Below are 17,048 nucleotides of genomic sequence, written 5' to 3'. Positions count from 1 at the left end.
GGGGTCTCAACGGGCCACCCAGCTGCGCCAGTGGGCCCAGCACCATCTGGTCCTCAACGAGACCGGCGAGGGCACGGCGGGGCAGCTGGCGGCCGCTCAGCGCGCGACCCGCCCGGCCAAGCCTGAGCACAAGCCGTGGGCCGAGTTGCGTCAGGACTGGGCCAGCCGTTTCGGGGTGTTCCTGATCGATGAACGGGCTCAAGTCCAGGCGCGTCGGCAGCGCGAAACGGCCTCGGTCAACGTGCTGACGGTCGCGCGTGTCGCCGCGGCGGGTATCGACAAACCGGCGTTTACTCGCGCGGATTTGATCGAGGCGATCGGTGCGCGGATGCCGGTCGTCGTTGCGGGTGCACCGGTGGGGCCGCGGGGTCTTCTTGAGGCGATGGCCCAGCGCCTGGGGGTGCGGATTAACCAGCCGCGCCAGGCCCACCAGCGCGAGGGCCATGACCGGTTCACCGTGGCCCCGGTGTTGGCTGAAGAGGCCGCCATCGTGGAGCTGATGGGGGCGCGTGATCCCCGCGGTGTGCTCGACGAACACCTCGTGGACACCGCCGGGTTGTCGCCGGATCAGGCCCGGGCGATCACCGCGATCGCCGCCTCGCCGTGGCTGATCCAACCCCTGGCCGCACCGGCGGGGGCCGGGAAAACGACGTCGCTTAAAGCGCTGCGCGCCGCAGCGCAGGGGGGCGGCAAGACCCGGGTGATCGTGGTGGCACCGACTGGCAAAGCTGTTGATGTGGCGGTGCGCGAAGGGGCCGGTGATGCCGGTTACACGGTGGCCAAAGCCGTCAAAGACCTCCGCGACCACCGGCTGACGTTCGATGCCCACACGCTGGTGGTTGTTGATGAAGCCGGCATGGTCGGCACCCCTCATCTGCGGGAAATCCTGGCCGCTGCCACCGCCGCCGGCACGAAAACCGTGCTTGTCGGAGACGCCTATCAACTGGCTCCGGTCAAGGCCCGCGCCGGCATGTTCGGCCAACTCGTCGAGGACCTGCCCTGGGCCCAACGCCTCTCTGAGGTGTGGCGCATGCGTGATCCTGACGAACGTGTTGCCTCCCTGGCGGTGCGCAGCGGTGGGCCTGCGCCGCTGCGCCGCGCGATCGGCTGGTACCGCAGCCACGGGCGGCTGCATACCGGGGACGGGCTGACCATGGCCCACGACGCGCTCGCCGGCTATCAGGCCGATCGGGGCGCGGGGAAAGACGCGGTGTTGATGGCTGATAGCTGGGAGGTGTGCGACGCGCTGAACACCCGCCTGCACCACGACACCGTGCCCGGCGATGCCCCCACCGTGGCCGGTGCCCGCGGGCACCGGATCGGTGTCGGCGACATCGTCATCTCGCGCCGCAACGACGCCACGGTGCAGGTTGTGGATGCTGCCGACACCGCCACCGGGGCTGAGCCGGTCCGCAATGGCCACCGCTGGCGGGTCTACAAAATCGACGCCGCGAATAACCGCATCGCCGCGCGCCGGCTCACCGATGGCGCCCGTGCGATGTTCACCGGGGACTACCTGACTGAGCACGTCCATCACGGCTACGCGGTCACCGTGCACGCCTGCCAAGGCCTCACCGCTGATACCGCCCACGCCGTGCTCAGCGACCGCGCCACCCGCGCTTTGGCCTACGTCGCGCTGACCCGCGGCCGCGACAATAACCACCTTTACCTGTATGAGAACAACGCCGGTGAAGCCGACCACGCACACGCTGCGGTGCTCGCCGAGTATGGGATACATGCCGCCCGGCGCGGCACCAGCCGCGCCGCCGCCACCCTATTGCGACAGGTGTTGGCTCACGATGAGCGGGCCCGCACCGTCCTTGACGTCGCCACCGACACCGATCGTGTCCACCAACCCGCCCCCGTACAAGCCCTGCGTGATCACCACGAGCGCACCCGCGCCCGGCTACGCGCCGCCCACCGCGCCCACAGTGCTGCCCGCGCCACCTACGATCTGGCTGCCGAGCTGCCCAGGTTGCGTGCCGAAATCGACTTCCTCGACAGCGCCGGCCGCGGATTTTCCCCTCGCACCGACTACCCCCTGGACCCCGCCGCCCTGGACCGCCTGGACCACTCCCACCGCCACGCGATCACCGCGATCGCGCACGGCCTGCAAGCCGTGCAAAGCCTGCACCTGTATCCCGGCGCCGACAAACCCGCCCTGCTGGCGGCCTTGGCCGCCGCCGTGCACCGCGACACCCGGGCACTCGATAAGACCCCGCCCAAAGTGCTGGCGCTGCCCGCCACCCCCCACGCCCGCGAGTACGCCGCAACCCACCGTTACGCCGACACCACCACCACCGTCGAGCGCGCCCGCACCCAGATTCAGGACAAACGTTGGGCACTGCCGCGCGGCACCCTGATCATCGTCGATGACGCTGATCACCTGCACCCCAACCACCTGTGCTGGCTCGCCGACCATGCCGCCGCCACCAACACCAAACTGCTGCTGATCAGCACCCCCGATCACCGCCTGCCGGCCCATACCCTGACCACCGCCGCCGATCACCTTCTGCCCTGGGCGCAGCGCCTGGGCAACCCCGACCACGCCCACCACCGCCCCGACAGCGCCATCGAACACGCCAACCACCACCTCGTGACCACCACGCCAGCACTCGATCATCCCGAGTACCAGACCGCCCACCACCTCCTGCGCCGCCGCGACCACCTCCTGGCGCACTTCGACGAAATCGCCGACCGCGCAGCACAACTCGATGCCCTCACAACGACTCGCTCCCGCCACCGCAGCCACAACCGAAGCTACGGACTCGAACTCTAAAAATCGGGTCACACCACCGGACACCGCGCTCACCTATAACGGGCCGCCCAAGAGGCCGCAACTGCACCTCACGGGTGTGCCCAAATAGTGCGAGGGATTGAAGGGCATAGCTGCCCTCACACTTGTTGGGTGCCGCGTCGACGGCTGCCGGAAAAGGCGACCACCGACCCCATGGGACGACCGTCCGGCATGGTCACGCTCATAATCTCGCAGATCCTCACTGCCGTGGCGGCGCGCCGCGCTGCTTGATCTGGGGCTCGGCCAACGCGGCCGGTTTCGTTTGATGGCTAGTGGGGTAAACGTCGGCGTCATGTCCAGCGGGGCGTAGTGGGCGTGCGACGAGCGTGAGTTGAAGGACTATCGGTGGCGTTAATGAATGAATACGCAGATGTAGCTGAGATGTTTGATGCGTTGAATGAGATGGAGCGGGGTTCGCGGGCATATCGCCGGCAACGCGATTTGATCGTGCAGCGCTGTTTGCCGCTGGCGGACCATATCGCCCGACGGTATCGGGGCCGGGGCGAATGTCTTGATGATCTTGTTCAGGTAGCCCGGTTGGGTTTGGTGAATGCGGTTGACCGCTTTGACGTTGCTCGTGGTGCGGAGTTTCTAGCGTTTGCGGTGCCCACGATCACCGGTCTGATTCGACGCCATTTCCGTGATTGTGGGTGGGCGGTGAAAGTGCCGCGCCGTATCAAAGATTTACACCCGCAGATCAATGCGGCCTCCCAACAGCTGGGGCAGGAGCTGGGCCGGTGCCCTAATGCCTCGGAGATCGCTGACTACTTGGGGGTGGAGCGTGAGGTGGTTGTGGATGCCATGGTGGCGGGGATTAATTATGAGGTGTTGTCGTTGGACGTCCCCCGAGGGCACGACAACGACTCGGAGACAGCGTTTCGTGACATGTACGGAACGGTGGATTCACGCTATGAGAGGGTGCTTAGCGTGCAGACGGCGCGTCCGTTGATAGCAGCGCTTCCCGAACGCGAACGCCTGGTCATTAAATTGCGGTTTTTCGAGGAGATGACACAATCCGAAATCGCTGAACGTATCGGGTGTTCGCAGATGCATGTGTCGCGCCTGCTGACTCAAGCCCTGCAAAAAGTACGTGACGGCGCCTATCAACCGGACCTAGCTGCAGTGGGCTGAAATTTTGCTTGGCATCCGCGTCCCTTCGCTGTCCTCTCCAACTTCTCGCAATTGCGCGCGGCTGGATCGTGTCGGTGGCGACCCTTTGAAAGTGACCTCAAACCGCCCCTCCCGCTTATCAATTGTCGCGCCTGGGCAACGGAAAGATGTCGCTGTTTCGCCCTTGAGGCCGGGCGCGTAGGGTAAATAAGGTTAAATAACCGATCAGTGTTGCGGGCCGTAACCACAGACATGGGTGCCGAATCGGCGGTCGTTTTCGCCAGCAGCGATCCTGCGGAGGCCGAAGCCTTCCTGGCTCGCGCCTACGCCACTGTGTTTGTTGGAGCCTACCCACGACCACCGCATCGGTTCAGCATTGACAGAGCCGCGTATGGACCGCTCGATTTTGCCCGGGTGGGGCTGAGCTGTGCGGTGGATTGGCAGACCAATCCGTTGGGCAAGATTCGGCTCAGCTGCGTGCATCAAGGCGTCGTGCGTCAACATCTGCGGGACGGCTCGACGGTCTCCTACGGTCCCGGTGACGTCATGATTATGGGCGAACCGGATCAGCCGTTCAGCGGGCGGTGCGAACGCCCGCACTTCGACGTGGCCCTGCTCGATCCTTCGTTGTTGCAGCGAGTGGCCACCAGCGGCCCCGCCCGCCGCCCCCGGCCCGTGCGACTGACCGGGTCGTATCCCCTGTCCTTACCTGCCCGCGACCACCTCGCCCACGTCATTGGCCATCTCCACACGTTGGCCCGCAGCCAACCACTCCGCCCCGGGTATCCGCTGCTGGTATCTACCGCTGCCGATCATCTCGCCGCGCTGCTGTTGACCTATTTTCCGAACACCGCGGTCACCGAACCGACTATCGAAGACCGCCACGACACCACGTCGGTGCTGCTGCAACGAGCGATCACCTACATTGACGACCATGCACACACCGACATCAGCCTGGCCGACATCGCCGGGGCAATCTATGTCACCCCTCGCGCCCTGCAACTGATGTTTCGCCGCCACCTCGACTGCACCCCCATGCAATATTTGCGCCGGGTACGGCTGCACCATGCCCATTCCGAACTAATTAACAGCACCCCCGGTCAAGCGACCGTCACCGCTGTTGCCTATCGGTGGGGATTTGGCAAAGTTGGCCGATTCGCCGCCTATTACCGGCAAACGTACGGCCACAGCCCCCGCGCCACCTTGCGCGCAGAGTAAAGCGCCTGCGAGATACCCACGGTCATGCCATGCGGCATCGTTGACGCTTCGTTGGCGCTGATGTGTTTCGCTACCGCCGAAGTGGCATATTGCGTTGGGCCGCCGATCGAGATCCCGCCGGTCACGATGCCAACAATCCTGCTGTTCATGAGCGCCGGTTGGCGACGTTCATTTAGGGCCAAGACACGGGCCCCCGATGGCGGCCAGGCTCAAGCCGCTGGCTGGGGCGCAGTTTGTGAGTAGTGTGCGTATGAGGGTCAGGTTCGCGGGGCCAGGTTTGCGACCGATGTGCGGTTGGATGGGATTGGCGAGTCCCCGTTACTGAGTCCACCTGATCTGTCCCCGTCATTTCGAGCCACGATCATGCGAGTTGTCCTGACATCGCTGTCCCCAAACGTTTTGGAATGCATGTGCGGCATTGACGCGACCCGGGGCAGCTCGTGGATTCAACCGACCGGTTTCTCCGAACCTATCGCTAGCCACCGGGGCATAACCATCTTTTTCGGCCCATCATGGGCATCGCTGAAAGGGCCGATGTGGTTGCCCGGCAGGACAATTAGTGGGCGCTGAGCCACCTGCGTCGCATCAATTTGACGCGAAATGGCTCCTTTTTTGCGCGTTGTTGTTTCGCGTTTCGGACAAATGAGGCACGGGCTTAAGGCGCAGCAGCGACGTTGGCTCTGGGCAGCTGTGGGCACACCGGAAAGTCGAAATGACCGGGCAAGCACCGTTGGGAATTGAAATTGACCCCTATACCCGAGCAGGGGTCGGCCCGTCGTTGGCGGGGTCACGCACCGGGCTGGGGGTAGGCCGATGCGTGACGCCCAGAACCAAGTTGCCGGTGAAACACACGTGTTTGTTGTGCGGCAGTCCAATAGTAGGTGGTTGACCAAATGGACGGCAAGGGCCGTCAGAGGGTGGAAAGGAAGGCGGCGGCCGCCTGTTGAACCGATGCGTACGCCGCGCCGCGTTTCGGGCGAAGTTGTGCGCTTTACCTGGTGTGATGTGGGGCTCGTCCCAATGCGGGCTCTCGGCCGGGTAAATGCGGCAGGGGTTTTAAGTGGCGGGGCTGGGGGTGCGTAGGGGGTCTAGTCGGTGCAGGAGCGCATGTAGGGATTCGTCGAAGTCGGTGGCGCTGTGATCGTGGGACAGTAGGGCTTGCAGACGGTGTACATGCCGATACTGGGCAGTGTCGGCGCTGGCGTGCTGGGCGGCGTCCTCGAGGACGGCTTCTTCGGCATGGAGGGGGGCTCCGAGAGCGGAGACATCCAGCAGCAGATGCCCCAGCAAGAACGTGGTGTAGAGCCGGTAGGCCGCGACCGCAGCGGCATCGGTGAATCCGTACCCCTTCAGTGTGTCCAGAAAGGTGTCCAGCCACCGTAGGCTCCGCAGCGGCGGGCGTAGCCAGGGTGCCTGGGGGGGCTGGGTGGCGATTAGGGGGAACACCTGCGGATGTTGCAGGGCGATCCGGCGTGTTCCGTGGGCTAGGCGTGTCAAGTAGTCCTGCCAGCTGTCTTCGTGGCGCCGGGCGGCCAGCTGGTCGGCGTAGAGCCGATCCAGAAGGTGATCGACGACTCCGTTGAGCAGATCGCCGCGGCCGTGGACGTAGCGGTATAGCGCCATGGCTTCCACCCCGCACATCGCGCCCAGCCGCCGCATTGTCAGCATGGCCAACCCGTGGCGGTCGATGAATTCGACCGCGGTCTGCAACACGGCCGTGCGGCTCAACGTCGCCGGCTCGTGGCTGACCGCCTCGTCGTTGGCGGCTGCAGGGCTGCGCTGGGCCGTGTCGGGTGATGGTAAAGGTCGTACATTGCCGTTGTTGCTCACCTGCATCACCTTTTTCGGTCACGGCCGATCTCCACCACCCAACCCAGTTTACAACGTAAACGTAGGTGGTTATGCTGAGTGTGCTTCACCGTCTTCAACCCTGTAGGACGGGACCACCCGCTGGCGCGCCTCGGCGCGCGAGACCCCTTCAGGACGCCCCCGATGAACACCACCTACGCGTTTTTCCCCGGTCCCCACCTCAGCGAATGCCTGACCGCGGCCCTGCACCACCCGGCCAGCATGTTGCGCATCACCGTCGAACGCAACGCCGCCGCTGTGCTGTTGCGCGCAGGCGGAGAAATAGATGCCGCTAACGCCGACACCTGGACCTGTGTGCTCGATGAGATCGCGGCCGCCACCCCCGCACCGGGAGTCTTGATTGTCGATATCACCGCCCTGGAGTTCATGGGGTCGGTCGGCTTCGCCGCATTGGCCGACCACGCCATCGGCTGCCGACACCGCGGCATCGCCCTGCGTCTGATCAGCACCCACCCCACCACCGCGCGGGTGATCACCGCCGGCAGGTGGCACACCGACTTGCCTCTCTACCCTGATCTTGAGGCCGCACTGTATGACTGTGCTGATCACACCGACACTGCCAGCGCCCTTACCTCCACGGTATGAATCGCCCACACCCCAGAAGACGGGGGATTGCCAGCGTGGTCCTGTTCGGGTGTATCCCTTGAAAACGCTTTCGTGCTACCCGGCAGCGGTGTTTGCTTAAGGTATTCGTCCCGGATTTTGGAGATGGAGGGAACACCGAGCGTGACGGATCGTCGACGTCCGCCCCCGCCGACACCGCTGGGCTATATCGATCGTTTGCCCGCACGAGCCTTGCTCGATCGTCTTCCGGTGCCCATCTGGGCGGTCCAGGACGACACGGTCATCTACGCCAACCCAGCGTTTGCAGACATGCTCGGCCGCCCCGCCGGCAGCCTCACCGGCGCTGATGCGGCGGCGCTGTTGGCGTTTCCCGAGTCACAGTCGACCGCCATGGTGGTGCGCCAGCACGCCGGTGCGCTGTTGGGCGTGAACCACGTGGACGGTTCGGTGCTCAAAGTGATCGTCAGTGAACCACTGCTGGTTCGCACCGACGATCCGATCACCCTCGTCGGCGTCCAAGACGTGACCACACAGCTCTGGGAGGCAAACCACAGCTAGCCCCTAGGTTTCTCCTACCTGGGCTATCAGGGGCGGGTTTTGGGGGGAGCCGGACACGCTCGCCAGCCCCAGTCGCGGCGGCCTCGCCCCCCATCTTCAGTGCCTAAACCAACCTCGGCTCGGCAGCGGTCAGAGTCCTGGCCCGAATTCCTCCAACGCACCGCCCAACAACACCCCTCCTGCGCTCCCATCGCCCCCCTGGCGGGACCCCTACCACGTACTCACCTCATCAGTTCGGCAGCCGGTGGCTTTCCGCGCGGTTCCGCTTTCTTCGGGAAACCGACATTTGTGGGCCGATGACCTCATTCGGCCGGACGTGTTCGCCATTGTCGTAACACAGCCGCGGGATTTAGATTTAGTTGAAGCGTTCCCAAGCAGCTTGTCGGGTCACTCCGAGTGCCTGTCCGATACGCGCCCAGCTCACTCCCCGCCTGCGCAACGTGTCTACTAGTCCGCGCAGCCCGGTGTCAGCTGCGGCAGCGCGCCCAGCTGCCGGCGCCAACCGGGCAAGAAGTGCCGCGTCGCCCTCGGACCTGAAATCCGGAAACGGCACCGACGGGTCGGCGAGGATGCGTACACAGCTGTCGACGCAAGCGTCACAGATGTGGGCGGACGCTCCGGCAAGCAGCCGCTGCACCACCGTTGCATCTTGCAGGCAGAAACTGCACGCAAGCTTGACCGCCGACACGAATGCAATTGAACTTCAACATCGTCCGTTGTGTCAAGATGTCCTTGACACAACGGACGGCTCTAGCCACTGACCCCCGCATGGTGACAACACGTTGCTTTTGCCCTCTACAAAAGGGACGGCGGCCGTAATCTCGTTTGTAGAGAAACGAGACACCTTTTCGACACTCACTCCCTCGGCGTGTAACTCCAGGTCGTGGTGTCTCATTTCTTGTCTCATACCCCGTGTCTCAGATCTGCACTGTCGGTGGTGGGTGAGACAGTCGGAAGTATGACGGCGACCCTCGGCTATGCGCGAGTCAGCACCACCGGTCAGGACCTCGATGCGCAACTGATCACTTTGGCGGCCGCCGGCATCGAGGACGAGCGGATTTATATCGACAAACTTTCTGGGGCCGCCCATACCGTTCGCCCTGGCCTGGCCGCTCTGCTGGACTACGCGCGCCAAGGCGACACCGTGGTGGTCGCCGCGATCGACCGTCTGGGCCGCTCGGTTGCTGAGGTCACCCGGACCATCGCCGAACTCGATGACCGTCGAATCCTGTTGCGGGCCATACGCGAGGGCATCGATACGAGCACGCCGACCGGACGGGCCGTGGCCGCCATCATGGCCACCCTCGCCGAGCTCGAGCTTGAGCTTGGGAAAGAACGTCGTGCCGTTTCGCGACAATCGCGTCGGGCTCGGAACATGCCGGCTACCAAACCGCACAAGCTCAGTGCGGAGCGCCAAGAACAGCTGCGGCGGCTGGCTGCGACCGGCGAACCGGTTGTCGAGCTCGCTGCGGCCTTCGGGGTCGGGCGCGCTACCGCGTACCGCTATTTGTCCAAACCGCATTCTGCAGCTGGAGAAATTTCATGAATCACGCCGAAGCTATCAGCCGATTGAAGGCTCTGCGCGCCGAAGCGGCCACTCTGCCGCCGTCGACGAGTTCTGCTGAGTTCAACTCATGGAAGCCGCGGACACGTTCGGCGCTCACACGTGCTCTCGGCGAAAAGCATCACATCACACAGCGATTCGTCAGAACGAAGTGGACACCGTCGATGTACACCCTCGGCGATACCGAGGCCTTCACCCAAACTTTCCGCGCCACAGTCCCAGAGGTACAAGGGATTTTGGACGCAGCAGTCGCCGAAATTGAGTTACTCGCCGAAGAAGGCCCCGTCGCCGACGAAGCAGGCATCGACCACGAGCTCTGGGAACATGTCGCCCCGGAAGTCCGAAGCGAGGCCTGGGGAAAGGCAGCACGGGAAGCCGTCATTTTCACCGAGGACCGCATTAGGCGCTGGGCCGGCCGGCCCGTCACCGAGGTCGGAAAAGACTTGGCGGTCGCCATCTTCGGCAGCAACGGCGAGTATCGGATGGGTCTGGCCGACGGCGAAAAACAGGGTTGGCAGTTCTTGGCCCAAGGAATCGCTCAGGCCCTTCGCAATGCCGACACTCACCGGATCCAGGACCGGGCAGACCACAGGTGCTACGCGATGGGCGTTATTGGTGCCTGTTCGCTCCTGCTCACTCAGATGCGTTACGAGCACGGAAACAGGTTCCATGACGCATCCCCTGTCCCAGCGCCATCCGAACTCGGATGAGCCCAAGGGACATCCGTGGTTACGTACTTCGAGCGCTCGAAAGGTCTGACATGCGGTTCGGCGAGAGCTACTTCGTACGCAGTATGGCTACCGAACTTCAGTGTCCGCCGCGGCAGGTGATGGAGACCTTATGGGGGTTGGTCGGCGAGGGTCTTGTGTACCTGGACACCGCTGGACAAGGTTCAGGTACCAGTAATTGGTTGTGGCAGCTCAGCAGCGCCGGCAAGTCCGCAGTTCGCGGCGGTAGCTGGGAACCCAGGGATGTCGAAGGTTATCTGGGACGGCTACGCGCGCACCGACCTCCGGTCGATGATGTCGCGATTCGCTACGTCGAGGAAGCATTGCGGGCATTTAACGCGCGGTGCTATCTGGCGTCCTCAGTAATGCTTGGGGTCGCATCCGAGCGGGTGGTGAACGAGCTTGGACACACCCTCGCCGACCTATTGGGCGTCAAGGCCACGAAGCTTTCGAAGCTGTTGTTCAGCTCGACCAGCAGGATGGCCGCTCAGTTCGACGAAACGCGCAAGCTGCTTATCCAGATGGACCTCCCCGACGGACTTACCGACACTCTGACCCTTGATGCGGTGGCAGATCTGCTCCGAATCAGTCGCAATAATGCCGGCCACCCAACCGGCGCTGCCGTAGACGAGGACACCGCCTATACCCACCTGCAGATGGCGGCCCGCTACTTGCAAAAGATGACGACGTTGAACGCCCATTTGAAGCAAGCGCCGCGCTAGCCCCTCTACCCCTCGGCGCGTGCGTCCCAGAAACCTTCGTTATTGGGAACACGCGGCAAAGAAGCTAGGTAGGTCGCGCGGGTTGGTCGCGCGTCGCCCTGAGCTGCACTTTGACGACAGCGACCGAGTTAGCCGTTTTGTTGCCAGAGTTGTGCGGTGAGGTCCTGGAACGTGACTAGAGCAACAGGATCATCGTCGCGCAGCAGCGCCGATTTGCTCATCCAGGCGTGCACGGTTGAGCCGTCGGCGTGTACCAGCTCGACGCGTTCTCCGCCGTGGAGTCGCATGACGGACACGGGGGATGATTGGTCGGTAGGCAAGGTGGTGAATAGCTCAGAAAATTTGAGAGTGTGCAGCGATTCGAGGGAGTAGCCCAGCATGCTGGCGAATGTGGGATTGGCGAAGAGAATGGTGCCGTCTTGGGAAATGGCGAGTACGGCGACGGGGATGCGGTCGAGGACCACGAGTGCGGGTAAGTGGATCAGGGTGCTCAGCGGTGTTTGACCGTCCTGCCCTGGGCGGCGGCGTTCTTGATGCTGATCGTTGAGCATCGATTCCCTAGTCTCCACTGTTCCCGCGAATGGGCTCAATGTTACCCACGTCACACACCCGTGAAGGGGCCAATCGCTTTGAGAGGGGTCGCGGCATCGGCGCTTAGCGCGACTGGGCTTGGTCGCTTTGGCCGGGGAGGCCAGCGAGATAGCGGTCGCGCTACGGTCGGCCGCTGCGTAGTGGTGGGTGCAGCGCGGCGGACGTGTGTGGGTAGCGCAGCTCGGCCTGGAGGCGGGCTGCAGGCGCTTCGGACCAGCGTATGCACTGTGACGTAATAACGTATACACGTCATTACGTCACGATGCACATGACGGTTCGGTGGAAGGAGTTGATACGGCGCTCTGCTTAAGGCAAGAAAAAACCCGTCCCCTGCCGGGGAACGGGTGGTATTGCGCAATTATGCAACGTGCGTTGCGTTGACGCAATTCCCCTCTCCTGTCGGGTATGTCACCAAGGGGCCGGCTTGGGCACACCCCCGGCGGGGTTAGGAAGCTGGCTGGTCTGGAAATCGGCCGGCACCAGCTGGTACCACCAGTGATTCCCTACGCCGTCTGTCGGCAGCCCGCGCAGGTCGCCCGCGGTTTGATTCTTGGTCGGGTTTATGGTGCCGACCGGGACGCGGTCGCGTGCTGTCTGGATGGGGAATTTCAGGTCGCTGTCGTTGCTGATCACCAGGGCGGCGTCTATGCGCTGTTCAAGGATGTCCAGGAGGAGATGGGCTGCCACGTTGACATCAGAGCCCTTCTCCTCGCGCCGTGCAACGGAGACGAAGAATTGCGCGTCGGGGTCGTTCTGCCCGGTGCCGTCTTTGATAGTCACCGGCCAGGCCGGAGTGGTGAGGACCGGGCGCCCGCGCCGGTCTTTGGTGGCCAGAGGCGCGGACGTGACACGGTTGACGTAGTTGCCCTCTTCGATGTGATCCACAACGGCGGCGCGGGTCAAAGCGGTGAGATAGGCATCTTGCTCTTGACTGCCAACACGGTTGCCGGCTCCTGAGATGCGCGCAGTGCAGTACACGATGCGTTCCACGGTGGCGGCCGTCCATGCGGATTGATTGGTGATTAGCCGCGTCGCTAGGGCGCGTAGATCAAGCCATCGCCACCCGGCCGTGCCAGGGCCACAGAGGAACTTGCCGCCGTAATACAGATTGAACCCATCGATGTACACACCCACTCGCATGGAAACAGACGCTAACTCGTGGGCGTGCAAATCAACCGTCAGGCGAGCCTGCCCGTTAGTTCAGAGCGTATTAACGCAACAACGTAATAACGTACTTACGTCATTACGTCTTTGCATTTTGGGCTAGCCATTGATCAGCTAGGTCAGTGAGGATTTTGCTCATGCTCGTGTCCTGGTCTAACGCGGCCTGCTTTAACCCGCGCACCGTCGCGCGGGGCAGATAGACCGTGGCTCGCTGCATATCATCAGTCGGGGAGCGAAACGCTTCAGCGGCCCGCTTAGCCGGCTCTGTCTTAACCCGTGCTGCCATCTTCGAAGTCAAATCAGACATGAACCAGCGCCCCCATCAGCTCGTCGAACACGTCGTCATAGCCGTACAGGTGATCTGGTGTAGCCCCAAACGCCCGGCGGATGCCCTCGCGGCGAACAATCCGCGTCTCGATCACCGGCACGCCCTCTTCCTCCAGCAGTGTCTTCACCTCATCGGCTAGCCGGGTCCGCAGATCCACTCCGGTCAGCAGCACCGCCGTGGGGCGGTGCGCGGTGATCTCCAAGGTTGGCCACACCCGGCGGACGTCCAACGGTGAGGCCCCTGTGGGCACCACAACCAGATCAGCCAGCTCGATCGCTTCCTGAATTACCTGCGCAGTACCCGGGGGAGTGTCCACGATCGTCAGATCTTGGTGGCCTACGTCAAGAGGTCGGCGAGCCGGCACCACCGGAAACGGCAATGGATCATCCTCGGCGACCGCCGCCCATTCCAGCGCTGACCCCTGCGGGTCGGCATCAATAAGCACGACGTCGCGGCCGCGGCGCTGCGCGGCAGTCGCGAGGTACACCGCGGACGTTGTCTTCGCAACGCCGCCCTTGGTATGGACCAAAGAAATCGTAGGCATGCATCACACCATACGTCACAGCGTAATGACGTAACTACGTTGACACGTCATTACGCCATTACGTCATCGCAAGATCAAGCGGCCAATGCCATGGAAAACAGCGCAGTTCCGCCCAGAAAAAGAGAGCCGCCTTCATCCTCAGCGTGGTCATTCAGGCCGTCATCGCGATCCTCACCGGACGACCCTGACACGACGACCTGCGGGCTACCCGGCGCCCGTGTGGGGCTCTACCCCTTCCTGGTCCGCCATTGTGGTGATCGTGGTGGCCGCTACGAGGAAGGGGCAGCCCTGGCACTCATCCCGATCGCTTGTCGAGCCGAGTATTGAAACGCCAAGCCTGTCGGGGCGGGACGCCCGCGTGAGTTCCACATGCGTCACATCTGGTCCGCACTAACCGCGTGTCGTTATCAGTTACAGCTTGGTTTGACTGGCAGAGTCCTGATCATGGCTCAACCGCATAAAGGTGATCGCGCACAGATCATGACGCGTCCGCCTCGGATGGTCTACGACATCGTCAAACAGAGGGCGGCCGAGCTCGGCATCCCGATGGGCCAATACGTCGCGGACCTACTAGCCGAGCATGTCGGGCACCCCGAACTGGTTCTTGCACTCCACAAATCGAGGGAGGAATTGCCGCTGGCGATGTGACCGGTACACACCCGGGCTGATAGCGCGACCTGCCTGGGCCAATACGTGACATCTGAATAGCTGGTGTGCGGATACCCCGCTGAATGACGAAGGCCCCGTCTTAGACGGGGCCACGTCTGGAGGTTCAAACCGAGTTGGCGCTCGGTTTCGGGTCTCCGTACCCGTTTCCCTGAAAGGGACTGTCTTGGTGGACAGCTCTCACGGTAGCGCATGCCTGTCTGGCGTTCCAGAAATGGCGCGCAATCAGTGCGCAAATCGTGATCTCGTAAATGCCCGATCACCTCGGGTCAGTAGTGGGTGGCCGACGCCGCTCGGCGGCGCTGTTATTGCGCCCACACCGCATGTCCTGCGCGCGCTCGCAACCGAACGCCGTCGCGGCTGGGTGGAGCGTGCCGGCGCGTGCGCGCCGCGGGCGCCGATGTGGACCAGCCGTGCCGGCTGGCTCGAGGGCCTCCACCGGTGGGCGCACTCGCCGGCCCTCGCACAGCTGTGCGCGGCCGAACGGGTATCGATCACCGCGGCCACCCTGCTGTCGATCGCGACGGTGATGGCCGAGCACGCCGACCACGCCACCGGCCGCCACGTCGCCCTCACCCGCGCCACAATCGCGGCCCGGGCGGGGTGTGACGTACGCACCGTAACCACCGCCTGGAGAGTCCTACGCGCCTCCCACTGGGCCATCGAGGCCCACCGCGGTCACGGCTCACCGGACACCCCCAGCATCGGGCGGCGACCCTCGGTGTACCACCTGGTGCCCCGCCGCGATCCTCACCCGACGCCGAACTCTGCTGAGCCTGATTTCCACCTACCGCCATCAGGCGGTCTTAGTCTTTCCCCTCCCGTAGGGAGGAACTCACCAAGCGGGCACGCCAGCGCGCCCGCCCACCACATGTCCCAAAACGGATGCCAAACCCCGCCAGCACGGCCCCCCAGGCGGACCACCCCCCGGCCGCTGGTCACACAACGCCTCGCCGCGGCCCTCGTCGCCCGCACCCACGGCCTCAACCGCGCCCACATCGGCACCATCTGCGATGCCCTCACCGCCGCCGGCATCGACCCCACGGTGTGGACCGCACGGGCCATCACCGACGCGCTCAACGCCGACATGCGTGCCCGCGGATGGACCTGGCCCGACCACATCACCAACCCCGGCGCATTCCTATCCAGCCGACTACGACGGCTGTCCTGGGCACCTCCCGAGACTCCAACAAAGGCCGGCGGCTACGCCGCCGACAGCCTCGACCACACGCCGCGACCCGTACCTCTCACCGCGGCATCGCGAGCCCGCATCGCCGCCGCCCAACAACAGATCCGCCACATACTCGCCAACCGATCACAACGCACCCACCCCGGTCCACCCACCACCATCGATGCGAGCAGGCCGCCCCTGATACCGCTAACCCCGGCTCACAACCTGAGCTACACCGCTGACGTCGCCCGGCCGACCACGCAATGTCAGCAACCCTGACTCGGGGGTTCCCGGTTCCCTTTCGGTAGCGGCCGGGCGGGAAACAGCGCGCGGGTTTGCGAGCATGTGGACATCCGTGTGGTGTGCCGCGCCTGAGCGGTTGTGGGTGACCCGGACTTTGCCGCGTCCGCGCGCGTACTTTTCCGCTAATCCGGGCCGTCACTATCCTTGTCTGGTCAGCTGTTTTCACGCTCGTTCCCGCCCGTTACGCTTTTTTCGTTCGTCGTCGCCGAGAGTGCCGACACTGCAGAGCAATTCGCTGAAACTTTCTGTTTTCCGATGTGGCACATTGGCACAAGGGGATGCAAGCATGGGTGTGGCGAACTGTTGGTCCGCTACACCGGCCCTCCCGCCCTGGTCGGTGATGGTGCGGTGAGAGGTGCTGCGGTGCTGACGATTTCGCCGCCGATGAAGCGGTATTCGGTGCGTTACTACAACGACACCGCACGCGCCGCGCTCTCAGCGGCGGACCGCCAACCCGCTGGTGGGGGGTTGGCTGAGTACTACTCCGAAGGCGAGACCCGCGCCCCGGTCTGGTTGTGTGTCGGGGACACCGATAAGGCCGCTGCGTTGATGGGTTTGAGTGCCACCGATCGTGCTGGTGGACCCGCGGACATGGATGTCGTGGCGCGGTGGCTTGATGAGGGAATCGCCCCCAACGGGGCAGGGGGGCGGGGGTTTAGCGCGCGTTCCACCCATGGTTTCGATTTGACGTTTTGCGCCCCGAAAAGTGTGTCGATGTGGCGGGCGTTGACCACTGATGACGTCACCAAGAAGGCTCTTGTGGACGCGCACAATGTGGCCGTGCGCGAAGCCATGCAGTACCTGCACAGCCATGCCGGCTACACCCGGGTCCACAATCCGGCGACGGGTCTTAAAGACCTTGTGCGGTTGCCGGGTCTGATCGCTGCGGCCTACCAACATGAGACATCGCGGGCGGGGGATCCGCACCTGCATACCCATGTCCTGTTGCCTAATCGGCAGGCTCGCAGCGACGGCACGTTGGTCTCGGTTGACTCCAAGTCGTTGCATCATGAAGCCAAGGCCGCGGGGATCGTTTACCAGGTCACGCTGCGTCATGAAACCCACCAGTCCCTGGGGTTGGAGTGGGGTCCGATCGACCCGCATACCGGGATGGCTGAGATCGCCGGGGTGGATCGTAACCAGCTGGCCGC

General features: G+C 63.8%; 16 protein-coding genes. 11 read left to right on the top strand and 5 right to left on the bottom strand.

From position 1 onward, the window contains the following. The 3 genes from ACNQS7_RS00200 to ACNQS7_RS00190 form a co-directional block, all read left to right on the top strand. Nucleotides 1-2,779: AAA family ATPase (locus ACNQS7_RS00200; RefSeq protein WP_418011095.1), on the top strand; the 2,779-nt coding region annotated here is incomplete at its 5' end. A gap of 372 nt (nucleotides 2,780-3,151) precedes the next feature. Continuing rightward, nucleotides 3,152-3,928, top strand: coding sequence for a SigB/SigF/SigG family RNA polymerase sigma factor (locus tag ACNQS7_RS00195; RefSeq protein ID WP_065045390.1), 777 nt, complete (start codon nucleotides 3,152-3,154; stop codon nucleotides 3,926-3,928). Between the two features lie 231 nt (nucleotides 3,929-4,159). Beyond that, entirely contained in the window at nucleotides 4,160-5,125 is a 966-nt protein-coding gene (locus ACNQS7_RS00190; RefSeq protein WP_065045389.1) for a helix-turn-helix transcriptional regulator, read from the top strand. 1,056 nt (nucleotides 5,126-6,181) lie between these two features. Here the strand turns inward: ACNQS7_RS00190 and ACNQS7_RS00185 are convergent. Continuing rightward, nucleotides 6,182-6,955: a TetR/AcrR family transcriptional regulator gene (locus ACNQS7_RS00185; RefSeq protein ID WP_232004253.1), complete on the bottom strand. Its 774-nt coding sequence runs from the start codon at nucleotides 6,953-6,955 to the stop codon at nucleotides 6,182-6,184. 162 nt (nucleotides 6,956-7,117) lie between these two features. Here ACNQS7_RS00185 and ACNQS7_RS00180 point away from each other — a divergent pair, with 162 nt between their 5' ends. Beyond that, entirely contained in the window at nucleotides 7,118-7,579 is a 462-nt protein-coding gene (locus tag ACNQS7_RS00180; protein ID WP_065045388.1) for an anti-sigma factor antagonist, read from the top strand. Nucleotides 7,580-7,702: 123 nt separating this feature from the next. Next, a complete protein-coding gene (locus tag ACNQS7_RS00175; protein ID WP_065045387.1) occupies nucleotides 7,703-8,116 on the top strand; it encodes a PAS domain-containing protein in 414 nt (137 codons plus the stop codon). A 355-nt stretch (nucleotides 8,117-8,471) separates the two neighbouring features. Here the strand turns inward: ACNQS7_RS00175 and ACNQS7_RS00170 are convergent, their stop codons facing one another. Further along, nucleotides 8,472-8,804 (bottom strand): ClpX C4-type zinc finger protein, encoded by a 333-nt coding sequence (locus ACNQS7_RS00170; protein ID WP_269456433.1) that lies wholly within the window; start codon nucleotides 8,802-8,804, stop codon nucleotides 8,472-8,474. Nucleotides 8,805-9,074: 270 nt separating this feature from the next. Here ACNQS7_RS00170 and ACNQS7_RS00165 point away from each other — a divergent pair, with 270 nt between their 5' ends. Genes ACNQS7_RS00165 through ACNQS7_RS00155 form a run of 3 tightly spaced genes read left to right on the top strand, consistent with a single transcriptional unit; the run spans nucleotide 9,075 to nucleotide 11,130 of the window. After that, nucleotides 9,075-9,662: a recombinase family protein gene (locus tag ACNQS7_RS00165; RefSeq protein WP_065045386.1), complete on the top strand. Its 588-nt coding sequence runs from the start codon at nucleotides 9,075-9,077 to the stop codon at nucleotides 9,660-9,662. Continuing rightward, entirely contained in the window at nucleotides 9,659-10,390 is a 732-nt protein-coding gene (locus ACNQS7_RS00160; protein WP_082978053.1) for a TIGR02391 family protein, read from the top strand. The genes ACNQS7_RS00165 and ACNQS7_RS00160 overlap by 4 nt, the downstream gene beginning before the upstream one ends. Nucleotides 10,391-10,440: 50 nt before the next feature. After that, entirely contained in the window at nucleotides 10,441-11,130 is a 690-nt protein-coding gene (locus ACNQS7_RS00155; RefSeq protein WP_065045384.1) for a hypothetical protein, read from the top strand. 128 nt (nucleotides 11,131-11,258) lie between these two features. Here the strand turns inward: ACNQS7_RS00155 and ACNQS7_RS00150 are convergent, their stop codons facing one another. From ACNQS7_RS00150 to ACNQS7_RS00140, 3 genes are all read right to left on the bottom strand, one after another. Beyond that, nucleotides 11,259-11,681: a PAS domain-containing protein gene (locus ACNQS7_RS00150; RefSeq protein ID WP_065045383.1), complete on the bottom strand. Its 423-nt coding sequence runs from the start codon at nucleotides 11,679-11,681 to the stop codon at nucleotides 11,259-11,261. Between the two features lie 448 nt (nucleotides 11,682-12,129). Then, on the bottom strand, nucleotides 12,130-12,861 hold the full coding sequence (locus ACNQS7_RS00145; RefSeq protein WP_055577715.1) for an NYN domain-containing protein: 732 nt from the start codon (nucleotides 12,859-12,861) through the stop codon (nucleotides 12,130-12,132). A gap of 323 nt (nucleotides 12,862-13,184) precedes the next feature. Then, nucleotides 13,185-13,757: a ParA family protein gene (locus ACNQS7_RS00140; protein WP_055577713.1), complete on the bottom strand. Its 573-nt coding sequence runs from the start codon at nucleotides 13,755-13,757 to the stop codon at nucleotides 13,185-13,187. Nucleotides 13,758-14,237: 480 nt separating this feature from the next. On the opposite strand from ACNQS7_RS00140, the gene ACNQS7_RS00135 reads away from it, so the two are divergent. The 3 genes from ACNQS7_RS00135 to mobF all read left to right on the top strand — a co-directional run. Continuing rightward, nucleotides 14,238-14,405: a toxin-antitoxin system gene (locus tag ACNQS7_RS00135; RefSeq protein WP_232004251.1), complete on the top strand. Its 168-nt coding sequence runs from the start codon at nucleotides 14,238-14,240 to the stop codon at nucleotides 14,403-14,405. A 418-nt stretch (nucleotides 14,406-14,823) separates the two neighbouring features. Then, entirely contained in the window at nucleotides 14,824-15,873 is a 1,050-nt protein-coding gene (locus ACNQS7_RS00130) for a rep protein (protein WP_232004250.1), read from the top strand. Nucleotides 15,874-16,281: 408 nt separating this feature from the next. Continuing rightward, on the top strand, nucleotides 16,282-17,048 hold a 767-nt coding region (gene mobF, locus ACNQS7_RS00125; RefSeq protein WP_418011096.1), incomplete at its 3' end, for a MobF family relaxase.

It is taken from the genome of Mycobacterium sp. 23 (assembly GCF_048287075.1).
Classification (GTDB): domain Bacteria; phylum Actinomycetota; class Actinomycetes; order Mycobacteriales; family Mycobacteriaceae; genus Mycobacterium; species Mycobacterium gordonae_B.
This window is presented reverse-complemented; position numbering and strand designations above follow the sequence as displayed.